Here is a 19,654-nt window from a genome sequence, read left to right on the forward strand (position 1 = left end):
GCATTCTTGTAGGGGCAGGACTTGGTCAGTATTGTTCTATTTTGTTTCTAGGATACTCGCTTTTGTACGTATTGGTAGATGGATTTTAAAATAGCGATCTTCTTTTGATCACTCTCATGCTCGTGAACTAAGTTTTCCAGATTAAGCATGTAGTCTTCAATACGACTTTCGAAGTAGTCACGACAGTGATTTGCCCAGCGCTGCTGCTCAGATTCATCTAATGTCCAAGGGAAGTTTCGTGCTCTATAGCGAAATAACAGTGGGTCAATTCGTTGATCGTTAAACGTAATATCAAGAGCTGTGAGGTTATTCGGATCAGTCTCACGAATAATATCCATGGCAGTCTTGTCCGCCGGTGAGAAGAAACCATCGTATAGCATGGTATCGACATCAGAACTCTTTTCATATTCACGCTCGGCGCTATAAAGGCCAATCAGCTTTTCACGCACCTCAGGGTGTTGACGAAGCAAGGCGAGATTGTTCAGGCATTGCTCGCGGTCAATACCAATCTTTTCGGCGTTCTCAGCCGTTAATGTTTTAGCAGGCGCAAGAATAGGGCACTTGTTGAGGTGAATCAGTTTAACGGGTACCGGCAGCTCGTCTGGGCCCAACTCAGAGTGTTTGGTGTATAGACGTTCGTTTAGCTGCTCAACGTCAAGATCAAGTAGCGCTTGCGGGTCTTTCGCTAGGTCGACACAAATCACCGCATTTTGGTTAGTTGGGTGCCAAGCGACAGGAACAACCCAACTGGTGTAGTTACACTCTTTACCAAGCATGCCTGACACATGCATCAGCGGCGTCATGTTAACGATATCAACCAGCTCATTTAGTTTACGCTTATGGCGCATGCTTAAGAAGTAATCGAAAAGCTTAGGTTGCGCAGCTTTGACTTTTTTCGCCATTTCAATCGTAGCAATAACGTCGGCCATCGCGTCGTGGGCATTTTCGTGCTCAATGCCATTTTCTTTTGATAAATGTTCTAGTTTAAAGCTGATAAAACCTTCGTCATTTACTGGCCACTCAATCCCTTCAGGGCGAAGTGCGTAACAAGCGCGCATTACATCTAACAGATCCCAACGCGAGTTGCCGTTTTGCCAGCTCCACGCATACGGGTCGATAAAGTTGCGGTAACAGGTGTAGCGTGTGACCTCATCATCGAAGCGAATGCTGTTGTAACCCAAATTAATGGTATTTGGCGTCGCCAACTGTTCATGGATCTTGGCGATAAACTCGGGCTCTGACAAACCCTGCGTTTCAGCGGTTTGCGGAGTGATACCTGTGATCAGCGCAGCTTCTGGATGAGGAAGATAATCCGCCGGAGGTTGGCAATAAATAACAAGAGGCTCACCAATAATATTGAAATCCATATCGGTGCGCACACCCGCAAATTGACACGGACGGTCTTTAGCAGGGCTAGTTCCCCACGTTTCATAGTCAAAGAAGAAAAACGTAGGCTGGTGCTCTTGTCGCATTATCTATTACCAAGTGTTTGAAATTCACCTGGGTATTAGACCATTGCGCTAACGTCATAGCAAACGAGATAAGGGCAAATCAGTTCAAATGATAAAAAAATGGCCGACAAATGATGTCGGCCATTAGATATGAAGTAAATGAACTTACGCTTGCTGCGTTTCCAACTGTTCATCGGAAGCTTTTTTCTTCATTAAGCGGCTGGTAATCGTACCTGCTGTCATTGCGCCTGATACATTAAGCGCGGTACGAGCCATGTCGATTAATGGTTCGATAGAGATAAGTAGCGCGGCAATAGTAACTGGTAGACCCATTGCAGGTAGCACGATAAGAGCAGCAAATGTTGCGCCGCCGCCAACACCAGCAATACCAAATGAGCTCACCACAATAATAGCGACAAGAGACAGAATGAAATTGATTTCCATTGGGTTGATGCCAACCGTTGGTGCAACCATGACCGCTAGCATTGCAGGGTAGATACCCGCACAGCCGTTTTGACCGATGGTCGCGCCAAATGAAGCCGATAGGTTAGCAATCGCTGGTGGTACATTCAGTTTATTGATCTGCGCTTCGACGTTCAGCGGAATAGTTGCCGCCGAGCTGCGAGAAGTAAACGCGAACGTCAGTACTGGCCAGATTTTCTGGAAGTACTCTTTAGGACTCACGCCAACAAAAGAGACCAAAATACCGTGTACAACGAACATCAACAGAATCGCAACGTAAGAGGCAACGATAAAACCAAGCAAATTAAGAATGTCTGATGCGTTAGACGTAGCAACAACTTTCGCCATCAGAGCAGCAATACCATACGGCGTTAGTGCCATGATCATCTTAACCAAACGCATCACGATCGATTGAGACGCTTCAACAAAGGTGCGGATTGGTGATTCAAGCTCTTCTTTTTCGGCCATCACTTTACGTGCAGCAATACCTGTTAGCACGCCAAAGATAACCACTGCGATGATCGACGTAGAGCGTGCGCCGGTTAGATCTGCAAATGGGTTAGTTGGGATAAAGCTCACCAGCATTTGAGGAATGGTTAAATCACTCACACTGCCGGCGCGGCTTTCCAATGCTGCAATACGAGCGGTTTCTCGTGCGCCTTCCGTAAGGCCTTCGGCGCTCAGGCCAAATGCTTGAGTAACAAAAATACCGATGATTGCCGAAATAGCTGTGGTCGCGAGTAGCACAGAGATGGTCAGCCCTGAGATCTTTCCTAGTGCACCACCTTTTTCGAGTTTAACAACAGCAGCAATCATCGACACAAGCACAAGCGGCATGATGATCATTTTCAGCAGGCCAACATAGCCGCGACCAACAATATTTACCCACTCAAGAATTTGAGCGATAACTGGGTTGCCTTCGCCAAAGATAAGTTGAAGAGCAAGGCCAAACGTACTACCAAAAACTAAGCCTAAAAGTACCAAGCGAGAAAGCGTGCTTTCTTTTTTCTGCTGTCCGTAGAGAAAGAAGAGAATGCCGACAAATACCGCTAAAGCAGCGATCGCCATGACTGACATAATAGATTTTCCTTATGTATTCTTGTGAGGTATAGGTGAGATCTATACCTTATAGAGTGTAGTTTGGTGGGAGGTTAATGGATCAGGACCACCCAAATGAAGTGACATTTAGGTATTAAATATAATGTTCAGTTATTAAAGGGAAAAGGTGGGGGCTATTTAAACAAATGTTTATAAATATTAGCCAATTACTGATACTTCTTGAGCAGTTTTTTCATATCGACAGAGTCAATAAATTCGATTTTTTTGCTTGAGTGACTGAATAACTGGTATTGCATTGCTTGAGCAACGTCAGCGGCGTCTATTGGAATCAGTTTAGCCAACGGGCCAATCATCAATGGTTGCATTACTTTTAGCATGGTTTGGGTAACGAGTTCGTCTTTACGTGGGTTCTCTCTTAGCCCCTTAAGTGGTCCGGGCCTTGCGAATACCACCCGATCGAATTGCATTCTTTCGATGGCTAACTCCATGCGCCCTTTGCAGCGTAGATAGTGAGAGAAGGAGCGTGCAGACGCTCCAACACTCGATACAACGGCTAAATGAGTGACGCCAAGCAGTTTCATCTCTTGAGCGACTTGGCAGACCAGTTCGTGATCGATCTTCTCTAACGCTTGTTTTGAGCCTGCTTGTTTTAATGTTGTACCTAGACAGATAAAACCATATTTAGGTTGAGGCTCTTCGGATGCCCAATCAAGTACTCGTAGCTCAGGGTGCTTGAGGGTTATTAGCTTAGAGTGGAAAAAGGGTAACTCTTTACGTGACAGGGCGTAGATGCGTTCAATAGGGTCAGCGTCCAACATTTGCTTGATTAGCTCATTACCAATCAGTCCAGTACTACCAGCGGTGATCACAATTAGGTTATCTGTCATAAGTTACGTGTAGTGCGTTTACAGTCATGCGGAAAACTCCGCGCTTAATCGGTAAGCATCCAACAAACGCTGAACAATTACTGTGATCGAAAACAAACTGCACAACACTAAATGGTCGGTGAGTAAAGAATGACAGCAGGTTTGAACAGTATGGAGTAATGGGAGTCAAGTAAGACCCCGCTGGAATTAGCGAGGCCTTTTTACTGCTATGTTAGAGACATAGGGACTTTCTTTTGATTGCGTTGTGGAGATTTGTTCGGTTTTTGCTTATTCGATCGTTGGTTGGCAAACATAAAGCCTCCTTCACGTTACAGATGAGATAAGCGATATCACGGCTTAAAGAATGCAGAGTTCATGCCGTTAAAATTCCCTCATCTAATTAATAAGATAGACCACAACCGCTAAAACTTTCATTATTCGACTCAGATTAGGAATCAAATTAGTAGAAAACTGTTTGAGTGTAGGGTGATTAGGGATGTTAACTCGCTGATTTCACGTTACACTCGGAGCGAAGGACTTCAGCGAAAAGGATAAGAGATGAACATCAATCTCAGCACACTGGCACCCAACCAAATCTACCACCTAATGACACAAACTGTGATACCGAGACCTATCGCCTGGGTATTAACTGAGTCCGAGGAAAGCAATTACAACCTCGCACCTTTCTCTTACTTCACGCCTGTGTCTAGTAACCCTCCACTGTTAATGTTTTCGGTAGGCAAAAAACCAAACGGAGACGTAAAAGATACCACTCGTAATGTACTTGAAACGGGCCGAATGGTTGTCCATATTGCCCATGAAGCGTTAGCTAATGAAGTGACTCAAACCGCGGCGACGTTGGAGCATGGTGAATCAGAAGTGGATGCATCTGAGTTAGAACTTGTCGACTTTGAAGGTTTCGAGTTGCCTCGCGTTAATAATTGTCCAATCGCGTTTGGCTGTAAGCTATTTGAAGTGAAAGAGATTGGTGAAACGCCACAAAGCCTTATCTTCGCAGAAATTGAACAAATCTATATTGCTCCTGATGTAATTGGGGAGCGAAGTGATCGGCTGGTCGTCGATGCATTGAAAGTGAATCCATTATCTCGCCTCGGTGGTAGCCAGTATGCCACTATTAATAACGTATTTTCAGTCGCAAGGCCTAAGTAAATTCCCTATGTTAGAACAACGCTATTCTGATGCTGTTTGGCATCGTATCAATCAAAAAACCAAACCTGTGGGCGCATTAGGCCAGCTAGAAACCATCGCGCACCAACTGGCGATGATTCAAAGTGTTAATGCTGGTGACCTTGTCACAAATATTGAGTTAAGTCAGCCTACTGCGGTTGTCTTCGCGGGTGATCATGGTATTGCCGATGAAGGCGTCAGCATCGCACCAAGTGCAGTGACACAGCAAATGGTGCTTAACTTTTTAGCTGGTGGTGCGGCGATCAATTGCTTCTGCCGTGCTAATGATGTTGCACTAAAGGTGGTTGATACAGGGATTTTGATTCCTGTCGAAGATGACTCTACTGACTTTATTGTTCAACGACTTGGCAGCAGAACCGAAAATTTTGCCAAACAAGCAGCTATGACCGTTAAGCAAGTTGAACAAGGCATCGAACTCGGTCAGCTCTTGATCACTAAGCTAATTGAAGATGGCAGTAATATCGTCATGTTTGGCGAAATGGGCATCGGCAATACCAGCAGTGCAGCTGCGATTCTAAGTGCCTTATCAAAGCGAGATGCTAAAGATTGTGTTGGTCGTGGCACTGGCATTAGCGATGAACAATGGCAACGAAAAGTTGAGCTAGTCGAGCAAGGTGTTTCTCGCTGTCGTGATCAGGACGTAATGAGCGTATTGGCGGAAGTAGGTGGTTTTGAGATCGTGCAAATGGTCGGAGGGTTTCTTGCCGCAGCGAAGCATAACACGCCAGTATTGGTGGATGGCTTTATTGTGACAGCAGCGGCCTATGCGGCCACTTTAATTAATCCGCACTGCCGAGATATTATGATTTTTGCCCATCAATCTCATGAAGCAGGGCACCAGTATCTGCTCACAGAGCTCGATGCCAAGCCGATTTTGGATCTCTCACTGCGTTTAGGCGAAGGAACGGGAGCTGTACTTGCCATGCCGTTACTTCGTGCTGCCGCTGAGTTCTACAATAATATGGCCAGCTTTGAAGAAGCAGGAGTCATAGTCGACTAATGCCATCTGCTAAATATCAATATCAACTGTTTATGCTGGCGTTAAGCTTTTTCTCTCGGATTCCGGTGCCAGCGTCTATCCCATACAGCGAAGAGCGGATGAATCAAGCGGGGCGTTACTTTGCGCTGGTAGGACTGCTTTTAGGTAGCCTGTGTGCTCTTGTTTACTGTTTGGCATCGTCTGTTCTACCTGCTTCAGTCGCGATTATCATCATGATGGTGTTTAGCCTGATGTTGACTGGGGCGTTTCATGAAGATGGCTTGACCGATATGGCTGATGGTATCGGTGGTGGAATGACCTTAGAGCGGCGCTTAACCATTATGAAAGATAGCCGCATTGGTACTTACGGGGCGAGCGCATTGGTGATGGCGTTACTCGGTAAGTATGTTCTGCTGTCTGAATTAGTCGCGTTTGAGCGCATCGCACTTTTTATCATTGTCGCGTATACCTTATCGCGCGCTGTTGCGGCATCGCTTATCTACGACATGCCTTATGTCAGTGATGCGGATGCTAGCAAAAGTAAACCTCTCGCTCAGCAGCAGTCGAAACTGGAGCTCGCCGTACTGCTGGCAACAGGTGTGATGCCATGCGTATTACTTGGCTTACCTCTCACCATAACCTTAGTCATCGTTGTTACTGTATTCCGTTTTCTGTTTAAGCGCTGGCTCCTCGCGCGAATTGGTGGGTTTACAGGTGATTGCCTCGGTGCAGCGCAGCAACTCAGTGAATTACTGATCTATCTAACCTTGATTGCATGGATGGTTAATGGCGTATGACGATACATCTCATTTTAGGTGGCGCTCGCTCTGGAAAATCACGTTACGCTGAACATTGTGTTAGCGAATTCGCTCATCAATCAAACAAACACTATATCGCAACGGCCATCGCTTTCGATGAAGAGATGAAAGCGCGTATCGCTCACCATCAGCGATCAAGAGGCGATAGTTGGACAGAGCATGAATGCCCGACTGAGTTGGCTACTTTACTAACTCGCTTTGACAGTGGGGATGTGGTTCTGGTTGACTGTCTAACTCTGTGGCTCAATAACATCATCTATAATGATGGCGTCGCGTTAAGTGAGAACCAGATACAACAGCGAGTATCAGAGTTAGTTGAAGTTCTTGGTACAACGTCAGCGCAAGTGATTCTGGTTTCCAATGAAGTTGGTTTAGGCGTCGTACCAATGGGCGAAGTTTCTCGACTGTTTGTCGATAATGCTGGTTGGATGAATCAAGCGATAGCGAAAGTGGCTGAGCAAGTGACGTTTGTCGCGGCTGGGCTGCCTATGACTCTCAAAGGTGCAAAAGCGTGACTGAATCAATGACTGAGGTGAAGACATATAACATCTATCTGCTGCGTCATGGCAAAACACAAGGCGCACCCGCCCTTTATGGCCATACTGATGTTGCCGTTTCTATAGAGACGCAGCAATCGATTCGTAAAACATTAACTACACAGAACTTAGGCTTCACGGCAATCGAAACCTCGCCATTAAAGCGTTGCCAAGCATTGGCTCAGCAGTTGGTGGACGATTGTCCCGCGCTTGCGTTAACGGTGACCGATAATTGGAAAGAAACCCATTTTGGTGATTTAGATGGCGTGCCTTTTGAAGCCGCGCAATCAGACTGGCCTAAGTTTGAAGCCTTTTGGCGTGACCCTGCGATACATGTTCTTCCTAACGCAGAGCCTTTAGAGCAGTTTTATCATCGAATCTCGCAGGCTTGGGATAGCTTTACCCAAGCACTCGACCAAGATACATTGGTCATATGTCATGGTGGAACGATTCGAATGATTTTAGCGCACGTATTGCAGCTCGATTATACCAATCCGTTACTCTACTCAACCCTACATATTGACCATCAAACATTGACCCATATACAACTCACTCAAGCTGATAAAAACTACCTACGAGTTCGTATGATTGGACAACCATTAATATAAGGTAAGGAAATAAGATGACTGCACCGAGTTGGAATTTATCAATTGCTTATCAACACCTTGAAGACCCGAAGATAGAACAAGACATTGACCTTATTAAGCAGTGCATCGAAGTATTGGTACTTCATGTCGACAACTGCAGCACCGTCAGTGTGATGCAAAATGCCATTCAGACCAGTGAAGCGGCAGGAAAGTTGTTGGCGACGGTCAATACCTTTGCTCAATGTCATGCCTCAATTGATGCAACAAACACTCAAGCCAAAGCACTAATAGGCCGTATTGCCAAGCTAAACTCTGAGCTTTCTCAGGCTTTCACGCCTTATGAAAACGCGTTAACGGTTGCACCAGAGAGTTTTATCACAGATGTCCTAAGCCATGAGAGTGGGGACGTAAATGGTCAAGCATTTCAAATTGAATGCACGCGAAAGATAGCTGAGACCAAGCTGTCGGTTGCAGAAGAACAACTTCTAACAGCAATGCAAGTGGATGGGCGAGATGCATGGGGCCGTTTATACGATAACATCACCGGTTCGTTGCAAGTCACCTTACAAGATGGTCAAGGTTCAAAAGTAGGCTTCTCTCAAGCTGCGAGTACGCTTTACGGGACTGATTTTGAAGCTCAAGAGCCTGCTTGGCGTGGTATTCAAGAGTCGATGAAGGACAATCAAGAGTCATTTGCTGCGATTCTCAATGCGCTTGCAGGTTGGCGCTTAACGGAATATCAAAAGCGTTCAAAAGTCGCTGACGTGAGCTTTTTAGACCCAAGCCTTCATGACAGCCGCATCCAAGCGTCGACGCTAAATGCAATGATGGAGACTGCTAAAGCGAATCGGGCAGTTGGACAGAAAGCAGGGCACTTGATGGCTCGCGTTCATGGTCTATCACAAATGCGCCCTTGGAATCATTTAGCCGGAATGTCAAGTTTGACCGACGCCGAGCCAAAGGTGTACGCATTTGATGAAGCGATTGAGATCATTTATGCGGCATTTGAAAAAGTGGAACCAGAAATGGCAAGCTTTGTGACCCGCATGGTTGAGAACGGTTGGATTGATGCAGAGCCAACAGAAAATCGCCGTCTAGGGGCTTATTGCACTAAGTTTGCTGCAACGCGAACGCCATTAGTCTTTATGACATGGGGTGGCAGTCGTTCGGATCTGTTAACGCTGGCTCATGAGATTGGTCATGCCTTCCACAACTGGGTGATGCGTGACATGCCCCTTTGTCAGACGCGTTACCCAATGACGTTGGCAGAAACGGCGTCGATTTTCGCTGAAAACATCGTACGCGACTACTTGCTAGAACAAGTGTCTAGCCGTGAAGAAAAATTGGAAATGCTATGGGAAGAGCTTTCAAGCTGCTACGCATTGATGATCAATATTCCGGTACGTTTTGAGTTCGAAAAACGATTTTATGAGCAACGCAGTAACGGCGAGCTATCAGGCCCTGAGCTTTGTAACCTAATGAGTGAAACTTGGAGTGAATGGTACGGGGATTCTATGTCAGAACCTGACCCATACTTCTGGGCAAGCAAACTGCACTTCTCTATTTCAGAGGTGAGCTTTTACAACTACCCGTATCTGTTTGGTTATCTATTTAGCATTGGCGTTTACGCTCAACGTGAAAGCAAAGGTGAGGCTTTCTATACAGATTACGTGAACCTTTTACGCGATACGGGCTCGATGATGGCTGAAGAGGTAGTTGCTAAACATTTGGGTATGGATTTATCGAGTGCTGATTTTTGGCAGCAAAGTATTGATCGAGTAAAAGCTAAGATTGATGAGTTTGAATTGTTGCTAGATCAAAAATAACAGCATCTAAATCATGGTATTATCATTAGCCGGGCAATCGCTCGGCTAATTTGTACAGTGATACTGTCTACCCAACTGGGTGTGGCAATTTAATAAATTACGATGAAGCACAAAATTTGTGTCCATAAGTGGGATCGCCCCTACATAATTTATATGAACAATTCTTTAACATACCCGCTGTGCAATAAAGGAGTAGCGCATGACGAAGAACCTCTTTCGCCAATCTTTTCTTTTTGACAGCTTAGACTTAGAACAAGAAATGCCTGCCAATGAAATGACTGTGGCTGGTGGAACAGTATTCAAATTACATCAACGTGGTGTGTTGGAGGTGATTCCTCCAAATCTTTCACCTGAGAGTAAACACATCATAATCTCTTGCGGTATCCATGGTGACGAAACAGCGCCAATGGAGATCGCAGATAAAATCATCACAGATATACAAACGGGTTTTCAAACCATTACCCAGCGACTTCTGTTCATTAATGCGCATCCAGAGGCAACTAACGCCCATACGCGCTTTATTGAAATGAACTTAAATCGTCTGTTTGATGACAAAGAGTATGAACCTTGCAAAGAGCTCGACATTGCGAAAAACTTAAAACAAATTGTCACTGATTTCTTTGAGGGTACGCAGCAAGAGCAGCGTTGGCACCTTGACCTTCACTGTGCGATACGTGATTCAAAACATTACTCATTTGTCGTTAGTCCGAAAGTCAGACACCCAGTGCGTAGTCAAGCTCTGATGGAGTTTGTCTCTAGCGCCCATTTAGAAGCGGTGATGTTCTCGAACGCACCTTCGAGTACGTTTAGCTGGTTCAGCGCAGAGAACTTTGGTGCTCAGGCATTGACAGTTGAACTGGGCCGTGTGGCTAAAATTGGCCAAAACGACCTTGATAAGCTAGTCGCGTTTGATCTGGCTCTACGCGATTTGATTTCAGATAGTGACGCAGAGCATTTACCACGCAAACCGGTCATGTATCGAGTAAGCCGAACTATCGTGCGTTTGCATGATGACTTCGACTTCTTGTTTGACGATGGGGTAGCAAACTTTACTGCCTTTAAACATGGTGAAGTCTTCGGTCATGATGGCGATAAACCGCTTATGGCGAAGAATGAAGGTGAAGCGATTGTTTTCCCTAATCGCCATGTTGAAGTGGGTCAACGTGCCGCTTTGATGGTTTGCCCGGTGAAAACACGCTATGAAGAAGGACAGCTTGTTTACGATTGATAACAATCATTCAAGTTGAATATAGTGATTACACTTTCTATTTTAATGGCTTAACGGTATCGTTAAGCCATTATTTTTAGGGGCTAGGCTCGGTACTCAGCAACCACATGGAATTTACTCAGCTACTCAATCGCAGGCAGCAAAGATGGATACGCTTTGGGTGTATTTGCGCCTTTTCACTGTTGATCATTAGTGCACTTTATTTAATGGTTGGCGAAGTGTTTATCTCACCTTTTGAATCGCTTTCATCTCTACAAGAACAACTGATTGTTCAGCTACGTCTACCTCGCTTACTGGCTGCGATTGCCGTTGGAGCCTCACTTGCCGTTTCTGGTGCTGTTTTACAGGTTTTATTGGGTAATGTTCTCGCAGAACCTGGCGTGCTCGGTATCTCTGGTGGTGCTAGCGTCCTCATGGTTTTGCTACTGTTCTTTGCGCCGACGCTAGCGACGCCTTTTGGCTTTATGATTGCTGCTGTACTTGGGGCGCTCGTCTTCACTATCTTGCTCGTGTCTGTTGCTAAAGCAATGCGCTTGACGACCACTAGACTGCTATTGGTTGGGGTTGCGCTTGGTATTTTGTCAGGTGCGGTGGTGACGTGGGCATTCTACTTCAGTGACGACCTAAGCCTTCGCCAACTGATGTATTGGCTAATGGGAAGCATAGGCGCAGCAAGTTGGTATCACCACCTGCTGACGCTTGTCCTGCTTCCTGTGCTGTTATGGCTGTGCTTTAAGGGAACCTTACTTGATAGATTGATGATGGGTGAATTGCACGCGAAACAGCTTGGTGTGGATATCGAAGCCGTGCGTTGGAAACTGATCCTAGCAGTTTCTATACTCGTTGGCGGCGCCGTTGCTTTGGGGGGCGTGATCGGTTTTGTTGGATTAGTCGTACCACATCTTTTGCGACTCGCTCTAGGCAGTGAGAACCGCTATTTGATTCCGCTTTCAGCACTATCTGGTGCCACACTGGTGGTGTTTGCCGATCTTGTCGCCCGAACTGCGCTTGACGCAGCGGAGCTTCCATTAGGTGTAGTGACAACCTCAATTGGTGCGCCTATCTTTATCTGGATGTTGGTGAATAATCATGATTCACGTTAATAGCTTATCAGTTGGCTCACGATTACTGCCGCTTTCTTTTGAAGTCAGCCAAGGCGAAATTTTGCACGTGATTGGCCCAAATGGCAGTGGTAAAAGCACGTTGCTGTCCGCGGTGGCAGGGTTACTCGATTTTGACGGGCAGGCGCAGATCTTTGAGCAAGATGTGGCAGGTAGTTCTATCGAATCATTAGCCACTTGCCGCGCGTTTTTATGTCAGAGTGACCGACCAGCCTTCAACCTAGATGTGGTGCAGTATTTAGCGCTGTCGTTACCTGCGCATATTGATTCTCACTCGCCAGACATCGAGTCAGTAATACAAGAGCTATCCCAGCTACTTGAGATCGATGATAAGCTCCATCGCTCTATTCATCATTTGTCTGGTGGTGAATGGCAACGTGTTCGCCTGTGCGCAATTTGTTTGCAGATATGGCCAACACTCAACCCTTATGCGAAATTGCTTATCCTTGATGAACCTGCTGCGCCACTCGATATTGGTCAAGAGACCTTGCTGTATAATTTGATTAAACGTGTGGCGGATATGGGCATTAGCGTCATCATGTCTAATCACGACTTAAATCGAACACTTAAGCATGCGGATAAAGCGCTATTGCTTGAGCAGGGCGTGTTACAAGCAGTCGGTGAAGTGGGGGAAGTGCTATCGGTTGAGGAGCTTTCTCGAGTATTCAAAACCAAAGTGAGTATAGCGGAAGTGGAGAGTGGCTCTGTTCTATTGTTTGACTAGATACTCTCTTAGACACAAAAAAGCCGCTTGAACGACAAGCGGCTTTTTCTATTTTGGGAAAGTCTTAACTACTTAGTTAAAGGTGCAAGATCGGCAGGACGGTAGTAAACCGATTTTAGAACTTTACCTTGGCGAATCGTTTTGCCTTCAGCAACAAAGTCTTCAGCACATTTTGCGATGATGTAATCACCTTTCTGTACCGCCATTAGCTTAATGCCTTGCTCAGCGTAATGTGCTTCAGTTTCAGCGTACTCTTTTTCGTTACGACATACCTTGCTCATGTTGCTTGAGTGAACCTCATCCCAGCAAGGGATAAAGTCGATACCGCGGTTCACTGCAACGTTAAGCAGCAGATCAATAAGGTAGTTGATCGCTAGGTTATCTTCGATTTTATCGTGGCCTAGGTGCACCAAACGACCCATCAAAACATACACGCTATCGATGATTGCGTCAGCTTGTTCAGTTTTGTTATCCGCTTCTGCTAGCTCTGTTAGCTCTTCAATCGCAAGTGATGTGTGCAGAGTGTCAGCTTTGTCATCTAAGCTTTCTGGTGAGGCAACAGGCAGATCAAACGTGCTGCGGAATTCAGAAATGTCGCGGTAAAGGTGGTTGAAAATGTCTGTAGTCAGTTTTGAAAGGTGCATATCCAATAGGTCCGGATGTCATTATGTTGTGCCAATACTACCAAAGCCGCCTCATTCTCGCTATTAGCGAAAAGCAATAAATCTCTTATAAAGGAGTATGGCGGCTGATTTTCGTTCCAACGCAGAATGGAAACTGATTTGACTAGATAAGATAAGGAAACAGCTTCGCTTTCTCTTGCGCAGTTAATGACTCAACGCGGGCAATATTCGTATCAGGAATCGCTTCTGGGTTAGGGTAGTGCTTAAGTACCTTCTCCATGCTCTCTTCACGGATCAAGTGGAACACCGGATATGGAGAGCGATTGGTTAAGTTTTCTGCGTCTTCGGGATGTGTGCCGCCAAAACAGTAGTCAGGGTGGAACGTTGCGAGTTGGAAGATGCCTTCCCAATTTTGTTGACGAATCAAAGCCTCAACCCAATCGATAAATAGATTGTAGTCATAGAAATCTTGCAGCATGTTTGGCACAGCAACAAGAGTCGTTTCTAATTGTTCCGGTTCTGTTGATTCAAGCTCTAGAAGTTGAGTCAGAATATCTTCGAGTAACGTTTCTTCTGTTGCTGCTTCACTAACGAAAATCTTAATTTGTTTATTACGTTGAGGTTTTGCGGCAAACGGGCATAAGTTAAGCCCAATGACCACATCATTTAGCCATTGATCAACGGCTTTGGTGATGAGATCGACATTGGTTGATGTTGAGTTATTGGCTGTCATTTTGCTTCCAATTTAGTATTTGGCGCAAGAATACCAGAATCGGTTGAGGGATGCTCCTCTGCCAGTGCACTGCTTTGCTCGAATTTGTTCAACAGTTGGCAAAGCAGGAAGATGGCTGCGTACAGGAACAGCCCGCCAGTGATGACCATTCCCCAACCTCCATGCTGCCAGCAATAGATGAGGAAGAAACCACCAATACTGCCACCGACATAATAGTGAACTAAATAGAGTGCGGTCGCTGTCGCTTTGGCATGGGTTGCTTTACGGCTAACCCACGAGTACGCCAAAGTATGGGTAAAGAATGCGCCAAAACTGATCAGGAGTAGTCCTAGCATCATGAATGGAAGGTAGTCGACGAAAGCGACCAACATGCCGAGTAAGCTGATGACGGTTCCAGTGAACATTCCGGAAATTGGGCTGCGCGCTCTTGTCCAAAGGGAGGTCATTTTTGAGCTGATTGTCCCGGCTAAATAGCATAGGAAGATAAGCGAAGCTAAACCGATAGGCAGGTTATGAGGCTCACTCACTAATCTAAAACCCATCACAGAATAGAGGTTAACGAACAAGGCGAAATTGACGCCGCCGATGAGCATGGCAAACCAAATAGTTTTGTTCGATATATGTTTTATCAGCGCACGATTGTGCTGACGTAGCATTCCTTTCTGTGGGATAAAGTTTTTCTGCTTGGGTAAAAGAAATACGACACAAATAGCGCCAATCAGTGTGAACATCGCCATCACCATCACGGCCTGCTGCCAACCATAGGCGTCCGTTAGCGTACCGCCGACAATACGGCCAGCAATACCACCTAACGAATTGGCGGCAATATAACCCCCAATAGCATGACTAAAGGCGTTTTCTGAAAGCTCTTCTACCATGTATGCCACCGCGACAGAAGCAAACGCCGCCAAGGCAACGCCCATCAGAGCACGGGCGATAACTAGCAACAACAACGAATCACTCAATAGCATGATACCGCCAATAAAAGGCATAGATAGCAGACCCATCAGCATAACGTTTCGTCTACCGACCGCTTCAGAGGCAACCGCCCATGGCACAAGACAGACAGAGAGCGCTAATGTACTTGCAGCAAACAGCCAGTTAATTTGGGTTTCACTGACGGAAAAGTAATCCGCCATATAAGGCAGCATTGGCTGGAAAAGGTAAAGATTACAGAATACTAAAAAAGAGCCCAGAGCTAGGCTGAACGTGACACGGCGGTATTCTTTGCTTTTGAGTTCGATCATTGTCGGCATCTAATAAGAAACTATGTGAGCAAAATATCAGTCAAATTGTGATATATAAAATATATTAAAAATATCAACTCAATATATTTTTGGTATTAACCACTGTGGAATCAAAACACCTCAAACACTTTGTTGCCGTAGCCGAGCAGCAACATTTTACCAAGGCGGCGAAAGCACTGCATATTGCGCAGCCAGCATTAAGCATTTCGATTAAAAAGCTAGAGCAAAGCTTAGGGGTAGAGCTGTTTCGCAGAGAAGACCGGCAGGTATCATTGACTGATGAAGGTCAGGTGCTCTATGAGCATGCTAAACGGGTTCTACAGCAGTTAGAAGACGCTCAGCTTGCTATCGATGAGCTCAAAGGATTAGAAAAAGGGGAGGTACGTCTTGGCGCTCCCAGTATGATGGGCTCTTACTTCTTCCCTGAAGTATTGATGGCGTTCAAAAGCCGCTATCCACACCTTAAGTTGACGTTAGTTGATGCTGGTACGCGCTCTATTAGACAAATGCTGCTCGATGGTGAGCTCGATATTGGTGTGATTAATGATGAAAATGTCCCTGACGACCTAGAAACTGATCACTTGCTCACTTCTGAAATGGTTGCGGTTGTGTCGAAGGAGCATGATTTTGCTAGCCAAGACTCGATTACCTTTGATGAGTTCTTTGAGCACGAACTTGTGATGTTTAAATCAGGCTATTTCCATCGCGATTTTATCGAGAATCAAGCCAAGCTGTGTGACAAAGAGATGCTGTTCTCATTTGAAACTAACTTATTGCCAATGATCCTCAGTATCGTTAAGCATGAGTTTGCCATTACCGCGTTATTAGAACTGGTTACTCAGCATGAGAAGGATGTGGTCGGTATTTCTTTTGAACCCAAGGTAAAGCTGGATCTGGCATTGGCGTGGCGAAAGGATGGTTATCTCTCTATCGCGGACAAAACCTTTATCGATTTTGTTAAGCAGTACGTGTGATGAATCCACTTACCTGCAAATATCACACTTTGTTCATTCTCTATCGCACTTGTTAATTAATTACAGTAATTTGGAGTTCACTCTCGCAAGGTTCTGAAAGGTAGGGACTCCGTTTCATGCAAATTGATATTCACCAGCTTGATTTAGATTTAGGCACTCACGAGCTCGACATAGAGCAGTGGCAAATTGAACAGATGCAATCTTGGGGCGTCTTCAGCACTGAAGGTGACATTGGTTCTGCACTTGGCTGTTTGTTGTGTGGTGAACTCACAGCAGATGAATCTTCATTGAAGTTGACGCAAGGTCGTATCGCTCAAGTTTCCTTGGTCGAGCAGCAACGTTTGTTGGAAGAGGAAATTGCTAAGGATGAGACCGATTATCTCGACAAGGTAGATAGCGGCACAGCCGTTTATGACTTGATCTATGAGCAATGCCAGTCGCAGCCGTTGACAGAAAAGTTAATCGAACAGCTTGATCTACAGCATTTGCAACAGAGCGGTTTTCGCGTGCTATCTACGGGTGAAACGCGGCGTGTTATGTTAGCGAGAGCATTGGCCAGTGAGCCGAATTTGATCGTGCTAGATAACCCATTTACGGGCTTAGACGTCGCCCATCGCGCTTCGTTAGCTAAGTTCTTATCTGAACTGTCTCAGAGCGTACAAATGATTGTGACGTTTAATCGCGAAGAAGATATCCCGGACTGGATAAATCATATTGCACTGTTTAACCACGGTAAGCTCGAAAGTACCATGGATAGACAACAGTGGGAGTCGCACCCCGTCATCAGTCAACTCAAGGCTCAGTCTCAGCGGCAGAGTGAACAAATGATGGAACTGATCCACCGTTATCAACATTCCCATCATTTTGAAAATCCAGTGTTTGAAATAAAAAATGGCCGAGTGGAATACACCGAGAAAACCATTTTTACCGATTTGAACTGGCGCATAGAAAACGGACAGCACTGGCAGATTAAAGGTCCGAATGGTTGTGGTAAGAGTACGCTGCTGGGCTTGATATTTGGCGATCATCCACAGTGTTATTCCAACGATATCCAGATTTTCGGCAAACAACGTGGCAGTGGTGAGTCTATTTGGGAAATCAAGCAGCACATCGGTATGGTTTCTTCAGCATTACATCTGCAATATCGAGTGAGCTGTAAAGCAATTGAAGTGATTCTGTCGGGCTTTTATGACTCGATTGGCCTGTATCAACAGCCGAGTAAGAAAGAGATTCAAGTCGCGCAAGAATGGCTTGAGATCTTGCATATGGCAGAGCATAGGAACACATCATTCAAGCAGCTAGAATATGGCCAACAGCGACTACTTCTGATTGCACGTGCGATAGTAAAACAGCCAGCGCTGCTTATTTTGGATGAGCCGTACCAAGGGTTGGATTATCTTGGCCGTCGCTTGGTAAAAAATACCTTAGAGCTAATTGCCCAAGAAAACTTAAGTCAGCTACTTTATGTATCCCATTACCAAAACGATAAGTTAGACAGCATCAAAAATGATGTAGAGTTTATTTATAACGACAGTGAGCAGTGTTACAAACCGCAAGTGAGAGTGGGGTAAGAGTGATGATAAGTTGCAGTGACTATGACTACATTGAGATAGTGTGTATGCACCGTTATCCAATTCGTCTGACATTAAAAGATGGTCACAGTCTAGAAGGAAAAGCGCTTGATACCGCACGCAACAAGCATAAACAGGAGTGTATTAAGCTGGCCGCAGACTCCATAGAGCAGCTTGTTGTACTCGATACGCTAGCAAAATTGGAAGTACTGGTGGATAACCCGCACTTCCAGCTCAAGACATTCGATTAACCCCCATCGACATCTGATGGCCTGACATTCGTTAGGTCATCAAAAACACACCGAATAAAGTTAAATAGTGCTGTTTTGGGCATTACTTTTCTCAGTCTCAAGAATGATTCATATTCAAGATATCATTTAGATCTATAAAAATGCTTCAATCAATGGGATAGTTTCGCCGTAATTGATGTCGAAGCACTATTCAGACGTACAACTATTCATATAAATAATAAATAACTAACAAGGAACTCAAATGACGACTAAGCCGTTACGTTGGTTACTGCCTTTTATCATTTTAGGTGGCGCTTATGCGGGGTATTCTGCGATTGCATCAAGTGCGCCAGAGTCGCTAGAAACTAAACCGCCGAAAGCACCGCCTATCGTCAAAGTTTCCAAAGTGAGCTCTAGCGACCACAAGGTCGTAATTACCAGCCACGGAGAACTTCAACCTGTTGAGGTAACGCAGCTTTCAGCTCAAGTCTCGGGAGAAGTGCTAAGTTGGCACCCCAATTTTGTCGTGGGCGGCATCGTTAAGCGCGGCGAAGTTCTATTCAGTCTTGAAAGCGATAATTACCAAGCAGCAGTGCTGCAAGCTGAAGCGCAGTTAGCCGGTGCTCAAGCGGCTTTGATTGAAGAAGAAGCCAGAGCAGAAGTGGCGAAACGCCAGGCAAAAAAATTGCCACAGAAGCAGGTCACAGACTTATATCTACGTAAGCCACAGTTATTAAGTGCCTATGCACAAGTTAAGTCCGCGCTAGCAGAGCTAAAACGTGCCAAGCGCGATCTAGCAAACTGCAAAGTTGTAGCTCCATACGACGCACTGGTGGTCGCGAGAGACATTGGTGTCGGCCAGTTTGTATCTGCGGGGGCTCACGTGGCGACACTGAACAATGTTGAAGCGGGAGAAATTCATATTCCTATTGCTGGCTTTGATAGTGCTTTTCTACCACAAGACTATGCTGGCACTTCGGCACAAGTGATTCAGCGAGGTATAGAGAATACTTACCGTGACGGTGTTATCGACCGTGATTTAGGCGTGATTGATAGCAGCACTCGTATGATCAATATGGTGGTGAAAGTCGATAACCCCTACGCGATAGAAAGTGATCAAGCACCAATGAAGTTTGGCTCTTATGTTGAGGTACAGTTTTCAGGTAAAGAGCTGAAACATATATACCGCCTTCCTCAAGAGCTGGTGAACAACCGCCAAGTGTGGGTGGTTAACAGTGACAACCAACTTGAGCCGAGAACCGTCAATGTTTTACGTGCTGAAAAAGAGTTTATGCTGATCAATCAAGGCTTGAGTGATGATGATCAAATCGTTCTGACCGTGCCTGAATATCCGCAAACAGGATTGCAAGTCGAAGTGGCTGTTCAAGACAGTCAACTAGATAAGTAGAG

Annotated in this window: 19 protein-coding genes; 13 read left to right on the forward strand and 6 right to left on the reverse strand. The window is 45.5% G+C overall.

Translation table 11 applies throughout. The annotated features are described in order from the left end of the window. Nucleotides 1-47: 47 nt before the first annotated feature. The 3 genes from sbcB to VIA_RS14685 all read right to left on the reverse strand — a co-directional run bounded on the left by sbcB (nt 48) and on the right by VIA_RS14685 (nt 3,859). Nucleotides 48-1,472 (reverse strand): exodeoxyribonuclease I, encoded by a 1,425-nt coding sequence (gene sbcB / locus VIA_RS14675; RefSeq protein WP_004413829.1) that lies wholly within the window; start codon nt 1,470-1,472, stop codon nt 48-50. 144 nt (nt 1,473-1,616) lie between these two features. Further along, complete coding sequence (locus VIA_RS14680) at nt 1,617-2,990, reverse strand: L-cystine transporter (RefSeq protein ID WP_004413830.1); 1,374 nt, start codon at nt 2,988-2,990, stop codon at nt 1,617-1,619. 188 nt (nt 2,991-3,178) lie between these two features. Then, entirely contained in the window at nt 3,179-3,859 is a 681-nt protein-coding gene (locus tag VIA_RS14685; RefSeq protein WP_004413832.1) for a Rossmann-fold NAD(P)-binding domain-containing protein, read from the reverse strand. Nucleotides 3,860-4,396: 537 nt separating this feature from the next. Here VIA_RS14685 and VIA_RS14690 point away from each other — a divergent pair. From VIA_RS14690 to btuD, 9 genes are all read left to right on the forward strand, one after another. Continuing rightward, nucleotides 4,397-5,008 (forward strand): flavin reductase family protein, encoded by a 612-nt coding sequence (locus tag VIA_RS14690; protein ID WP_004416431.1) that lies wholly within the window; start codon nt 4,397-4,399, stop codon nt 5,006-5,008. A 7-nt stretch (nt 5,009-5,015) separates the two neighbouring features. Then, a complete protein-coding gene (gene cobT, locus VIA_RS14695) occupies nt 5,016-6,047 on the forward strand; it encodes a nicotinate-nucleotide--dimethylbenzimidazole phosphoribosyltransferase (RefSeq protein WP_004413837.1) in 1,032 nt (343 codons plus the stop codon). Further along, nucleotides 6,047-6,823, forward strand: coding sequence for an adenosylcobinamide-GDP ribazoletransferase (locus VIA_RS14700; protein WP_004413840.1), 777 nt, complete (start codon nt 6,047-6,049; stop codon nt 6,821-6,823). Before cobT ends, VIA_RS14700 begins: the two co-directional genes overlap by 1 nt. Next, on the forward strand, nt 6,820-7,359 hold the full coding sequence (gene cobU / locus VIA_RS14705; RefSeq protein ID WP_004413843.1) for a bifunctional adenosylcobinamide kinase/adenosylcobinamide-phosphate guanylyltransferase: 540 nt from the start codon (nt 6,820-6,822) through the stop codon (nt 7,357-7,359). Before VIA_RS14700 ends, cobU begins: the two co-directional genes overlap by 4 nt. After that, nucleotides 7,356-7,988: a histidine phosphatase family protein gene (locus tag VIA_RS14710; RefSeq protein WP_004413844.1), complete on the forward strand. Its 633-nt coding sequence runs from the start codon at nt 7,356-7,358 to the stop codon at nt 7,986-7,988. The genes cobU and VIA_RS14710 overlap by 4 nt, the downstream gene beginning before the upstream one ends. A gap of 14 nt (nt 7,989-8,002) precedes the next feature. After that, the gene (locus VIA_RS14715) at nt 8,003-9,793 is read left to right on the forward strand and encodes a M3 family oligoendopeptidase (RefSeq protein WP_004413847.1); all 1,791 of its coding nucleotides are present in this window, start codon (nt 8,003-8,005) and stop codon (nt 9,791-9,793) included. A gap of 199 nt (nt 9,794-9,992) precedes the next feature. Continuing rightward, the gene (locus VIA_RS14720; protein ID WP_004413854.1) at nt 9,993-11,021 is read left to right on the forward strand and encodes a succinylglutamate desuccinylase; all 1,029 of its coding nucleotides are present in this window, start codon (nt 9,993-9,995) and stop codon (nt 11,019-11,021) included. Between the two features lie 107 nt (nt 11,022-11,128). Further along, nucleotides 11,129-12,124, forward strand: coding sequence for a vitamin B12 ABC transporter permease BtuC (btuC, locus tag VIA_RS14725; protein WP_004413856.1), 996 nt, complete (start codon nt 11,129-11,131; stop codon nt 12,122-12,124). Beyond that, nucleotides 12,111-12,866: a vitamin B12 ABC transporter ATP-binding protein BtuD gene (btuD, locus tag VIA_RS14730; RefSeq protein WP_004413857.1), complete on the forward strand. Its 756-nt coding sequence runs from the start codon at nt 12,111-12,113 to the stop codon at nt 12,864-12,866. Before btuC ends, btuD begins: the two co-directional genes overlap by 14 nt. A 68-nt stretch (nt 12,867-12,934) precedes the next feature. Here btuD and VIA_RS14735 read toward each other — a convergent pair whose 3' ends face one another. From VIA_RS14735 to VIA_RS14745, 3 genes are all read right to left on the reverse strand, one after another. Further along, nucleotides 12,935-13,510: a nucleoside triphosphate pyrophosphohydrolase family protein gene (locus VIA_RS14735; protein ID WP_004413866.1), complete on the reverse strand. Its 576-nt coding sequence runs from the start codon at nt 13,508-13,510 to the stop codon at nt 12,935-12,937. Nucleotides 13,511-13,652: 142 nt separating this feature from the next. Continuing rightward, on the reverse strand, nt 13,653-14,222 hold the full coding sequence (locus VIA_RS14740) for a DUF1415 domain-containing protein (protein ID WP_004413877.1): 570 nt from the start codon (nt 14,220-14,222) through the stop codon (nt 13,653-13,655). Then, nucleotides 14,219-15,469 carry an MFS transporter gene (locus VIA_RS14745; protein ID WP_004416426.1) on the reverse strand — a complete coding sequence of 417 codons (1,251 nt, stop codon included), beginning with the start codon at nt 15,467-15,469 and terminating at the stop codon, nt 14,219-14,221. The genes VIA_RS14740 and VIA_RS14745 overlap by 4 nt, the downstream gene beginning before the upstream one ends. A gap of 104 nt (nt 15,470-15,573) precedes the next feature. On the opposite strand from VIA_RS14745, the gene VIA_RS14750 reads away from it, so the two are divergent. From VIA_RS14750 to VIA_RS14765, 4 genes are all read left to right on the forward strand, one after another. Continuing rightward, the gene (locus VIA_RS14750) at nt 15,574-16,443 is read left to right on the forward strand and encodes a LysR family transcriptional regulator (protein ID WP_004413881.1); all 870 of its coding nucleotides are present in this window, start codon (nt 15,574-15,576) and stop codon (nt 16,441-16,443) included. A gap of 116 nt (nt 16,444-16,559) precedes the next feature. Then, entirely contained in the window at nt 16,560-18,014 is a 1,455-nt protein-coding gene (gene modF / locus VIA_RS14755; protein ID WP_004413883.1) for a molybdate ABC transporter ATP-binding protein ModF, read from the forward strand. Nucleotides 18,015-18,019: 5 nt separating this feature from the next. After that, nucleotides 18,020-18,265, forward strand: coding sequence for a Rho-binding antiterminator (locus VIA_RS14760; protein ID WP_038210866.1), 246 nt, complete (start codon nt 18,020-18,022; stop codon nt 18,263-18,265). Nucleotides 18,266-18,506: 241 nt separating this feature from the next. Continuing rightward, on the forward strand, nt 18,507-19,652 hold the full coding sequence (locus tag VIA_RS14765; protein WP_004413888.1) for an efflux RND transporter periplasmic adaptor subunit: 1,146 nt from the start codon (nt 18,507-18,509) through the stop codon (nt 19,650-19,652). Nucleotides 19,653-19,654: the final 2 nt, after the last annotated feature.

Source organism: Vibrio orientalis CIP 102891 = ATCC 33934, from assembly GCF_000176235.1.
Lineage (GTDB): Bacteria > Pseudomonadota > Gammaproteobacteria > Enterobacterales > Vibrionaceae > Vibrio > Vibrio orientalis.

Coding starts and splice junctions, on each gene's coding strand:
- VIA_RS14735 (WP_004413866.1), bottom strand. CDS start 13,510: ATGCACCTTTCAAAACTGACTACAGACATTTTCAACCACCTTTACCGC.
- VIA_RS14685 (WP_004413832.1), bottom strand. CDS start 3,859: ATGACAGATAACCTAATTGTGATCACCGCTGGTAGTACTGGACTGATT.
- sbcB (WP_004413829.1), bottom strand. CDS start 1,472: ATGCGACAAGAGCACCAGCCTACGTTTTTCTTCTTTGACTATGAAACG.
- VIA_RS14740 (WP_004413877.1), bottom strand. CDS start 14,222: ATGACAGCCAATAACTCAACATCAACCAATGTCGATCTCATCACCAAA.
- VIA_RS14745 (WP_004416426.1), bottom strand. CDS start 15,469: ATGATCGAACTCAAAAGCAAAGAATACCGCCGTGTCACGTTCAGCCTA.
- cobT (WP_004413837.1), top strand. CDS start 5,016: ATGTTAGAACAACGCTATTCTGATGCTGTTTGGCATCGTATCAATCAA.
- btuC (WP_004413856.1), top strand. CDS start 11,129: ATGGAATTTACTCAGCTACTCAATCGCAGGCAGCAAAGATGGATACGC.
- btuD (WP_004413857.1), top strand. CDS start 12,111: ATGATTCACGTTAATAGCTTATCAGTTGGCTCACGATTACTGCCGCTT.
- VIA_RS14765 (WP_004413888.1), top strand. CDS start 18,507: ATGACGACTAAGCCGTTACGTTGGTTACTGCCTTTTATCATTTTAGGT.
- modF (WP_004413883.1), top strand. CDS start 16,560: ATGCAAATTGATATTCACCAGCTTGATTTAGATTTAGGCACTCACGAG.
- VIA_RS14680 (WP_004413830.1), bottom strand. CDS start 2,990: ATGTCAGTCATGGCGATCGCTGCTTTAGCGGTATTTGTCGGCATTCTC.
- cobU (WP_004413843.1), top strand. CDS start 6,820: ATGACGATACATCTCATTTTAGGTGGCGCTCGCTCTGGAAAATCACGT.
- VIA_RS14760 (WP_038210866.1), top strand. CDS start 18,020: ATGATAAGTTGCAGTGACTATGACTACATTGAGATAGTGTGTATGCAC.
- VIA_RS14690 (WP_004416431.1), top strand. CDS start 4,397: ATGAACATCAATCTCAGCACACTGGCACCCAACCAAATCTACCACCTA.
- VIA_RS14720 (WP_004413854.1), top strand. CDS start 9,993: ATGACGAAGAACCTCTTTCGCCAATCTTTTCTTTTTGACAGCTTAGAC.
- VIA_RS14700 (WP_004413840.1), top strand. CDS start 6,047: ATGCCATCTGCTAAATATCAATATCAACTGTTTATGCTGGCGTTAAGC.
- VIA_RS14715 (WP_004413847.1), top strand. CDS start 8,003: ATGACTGCACCGAGTTGGAATTTATCAATTGCTTATCAACACCTTGAA.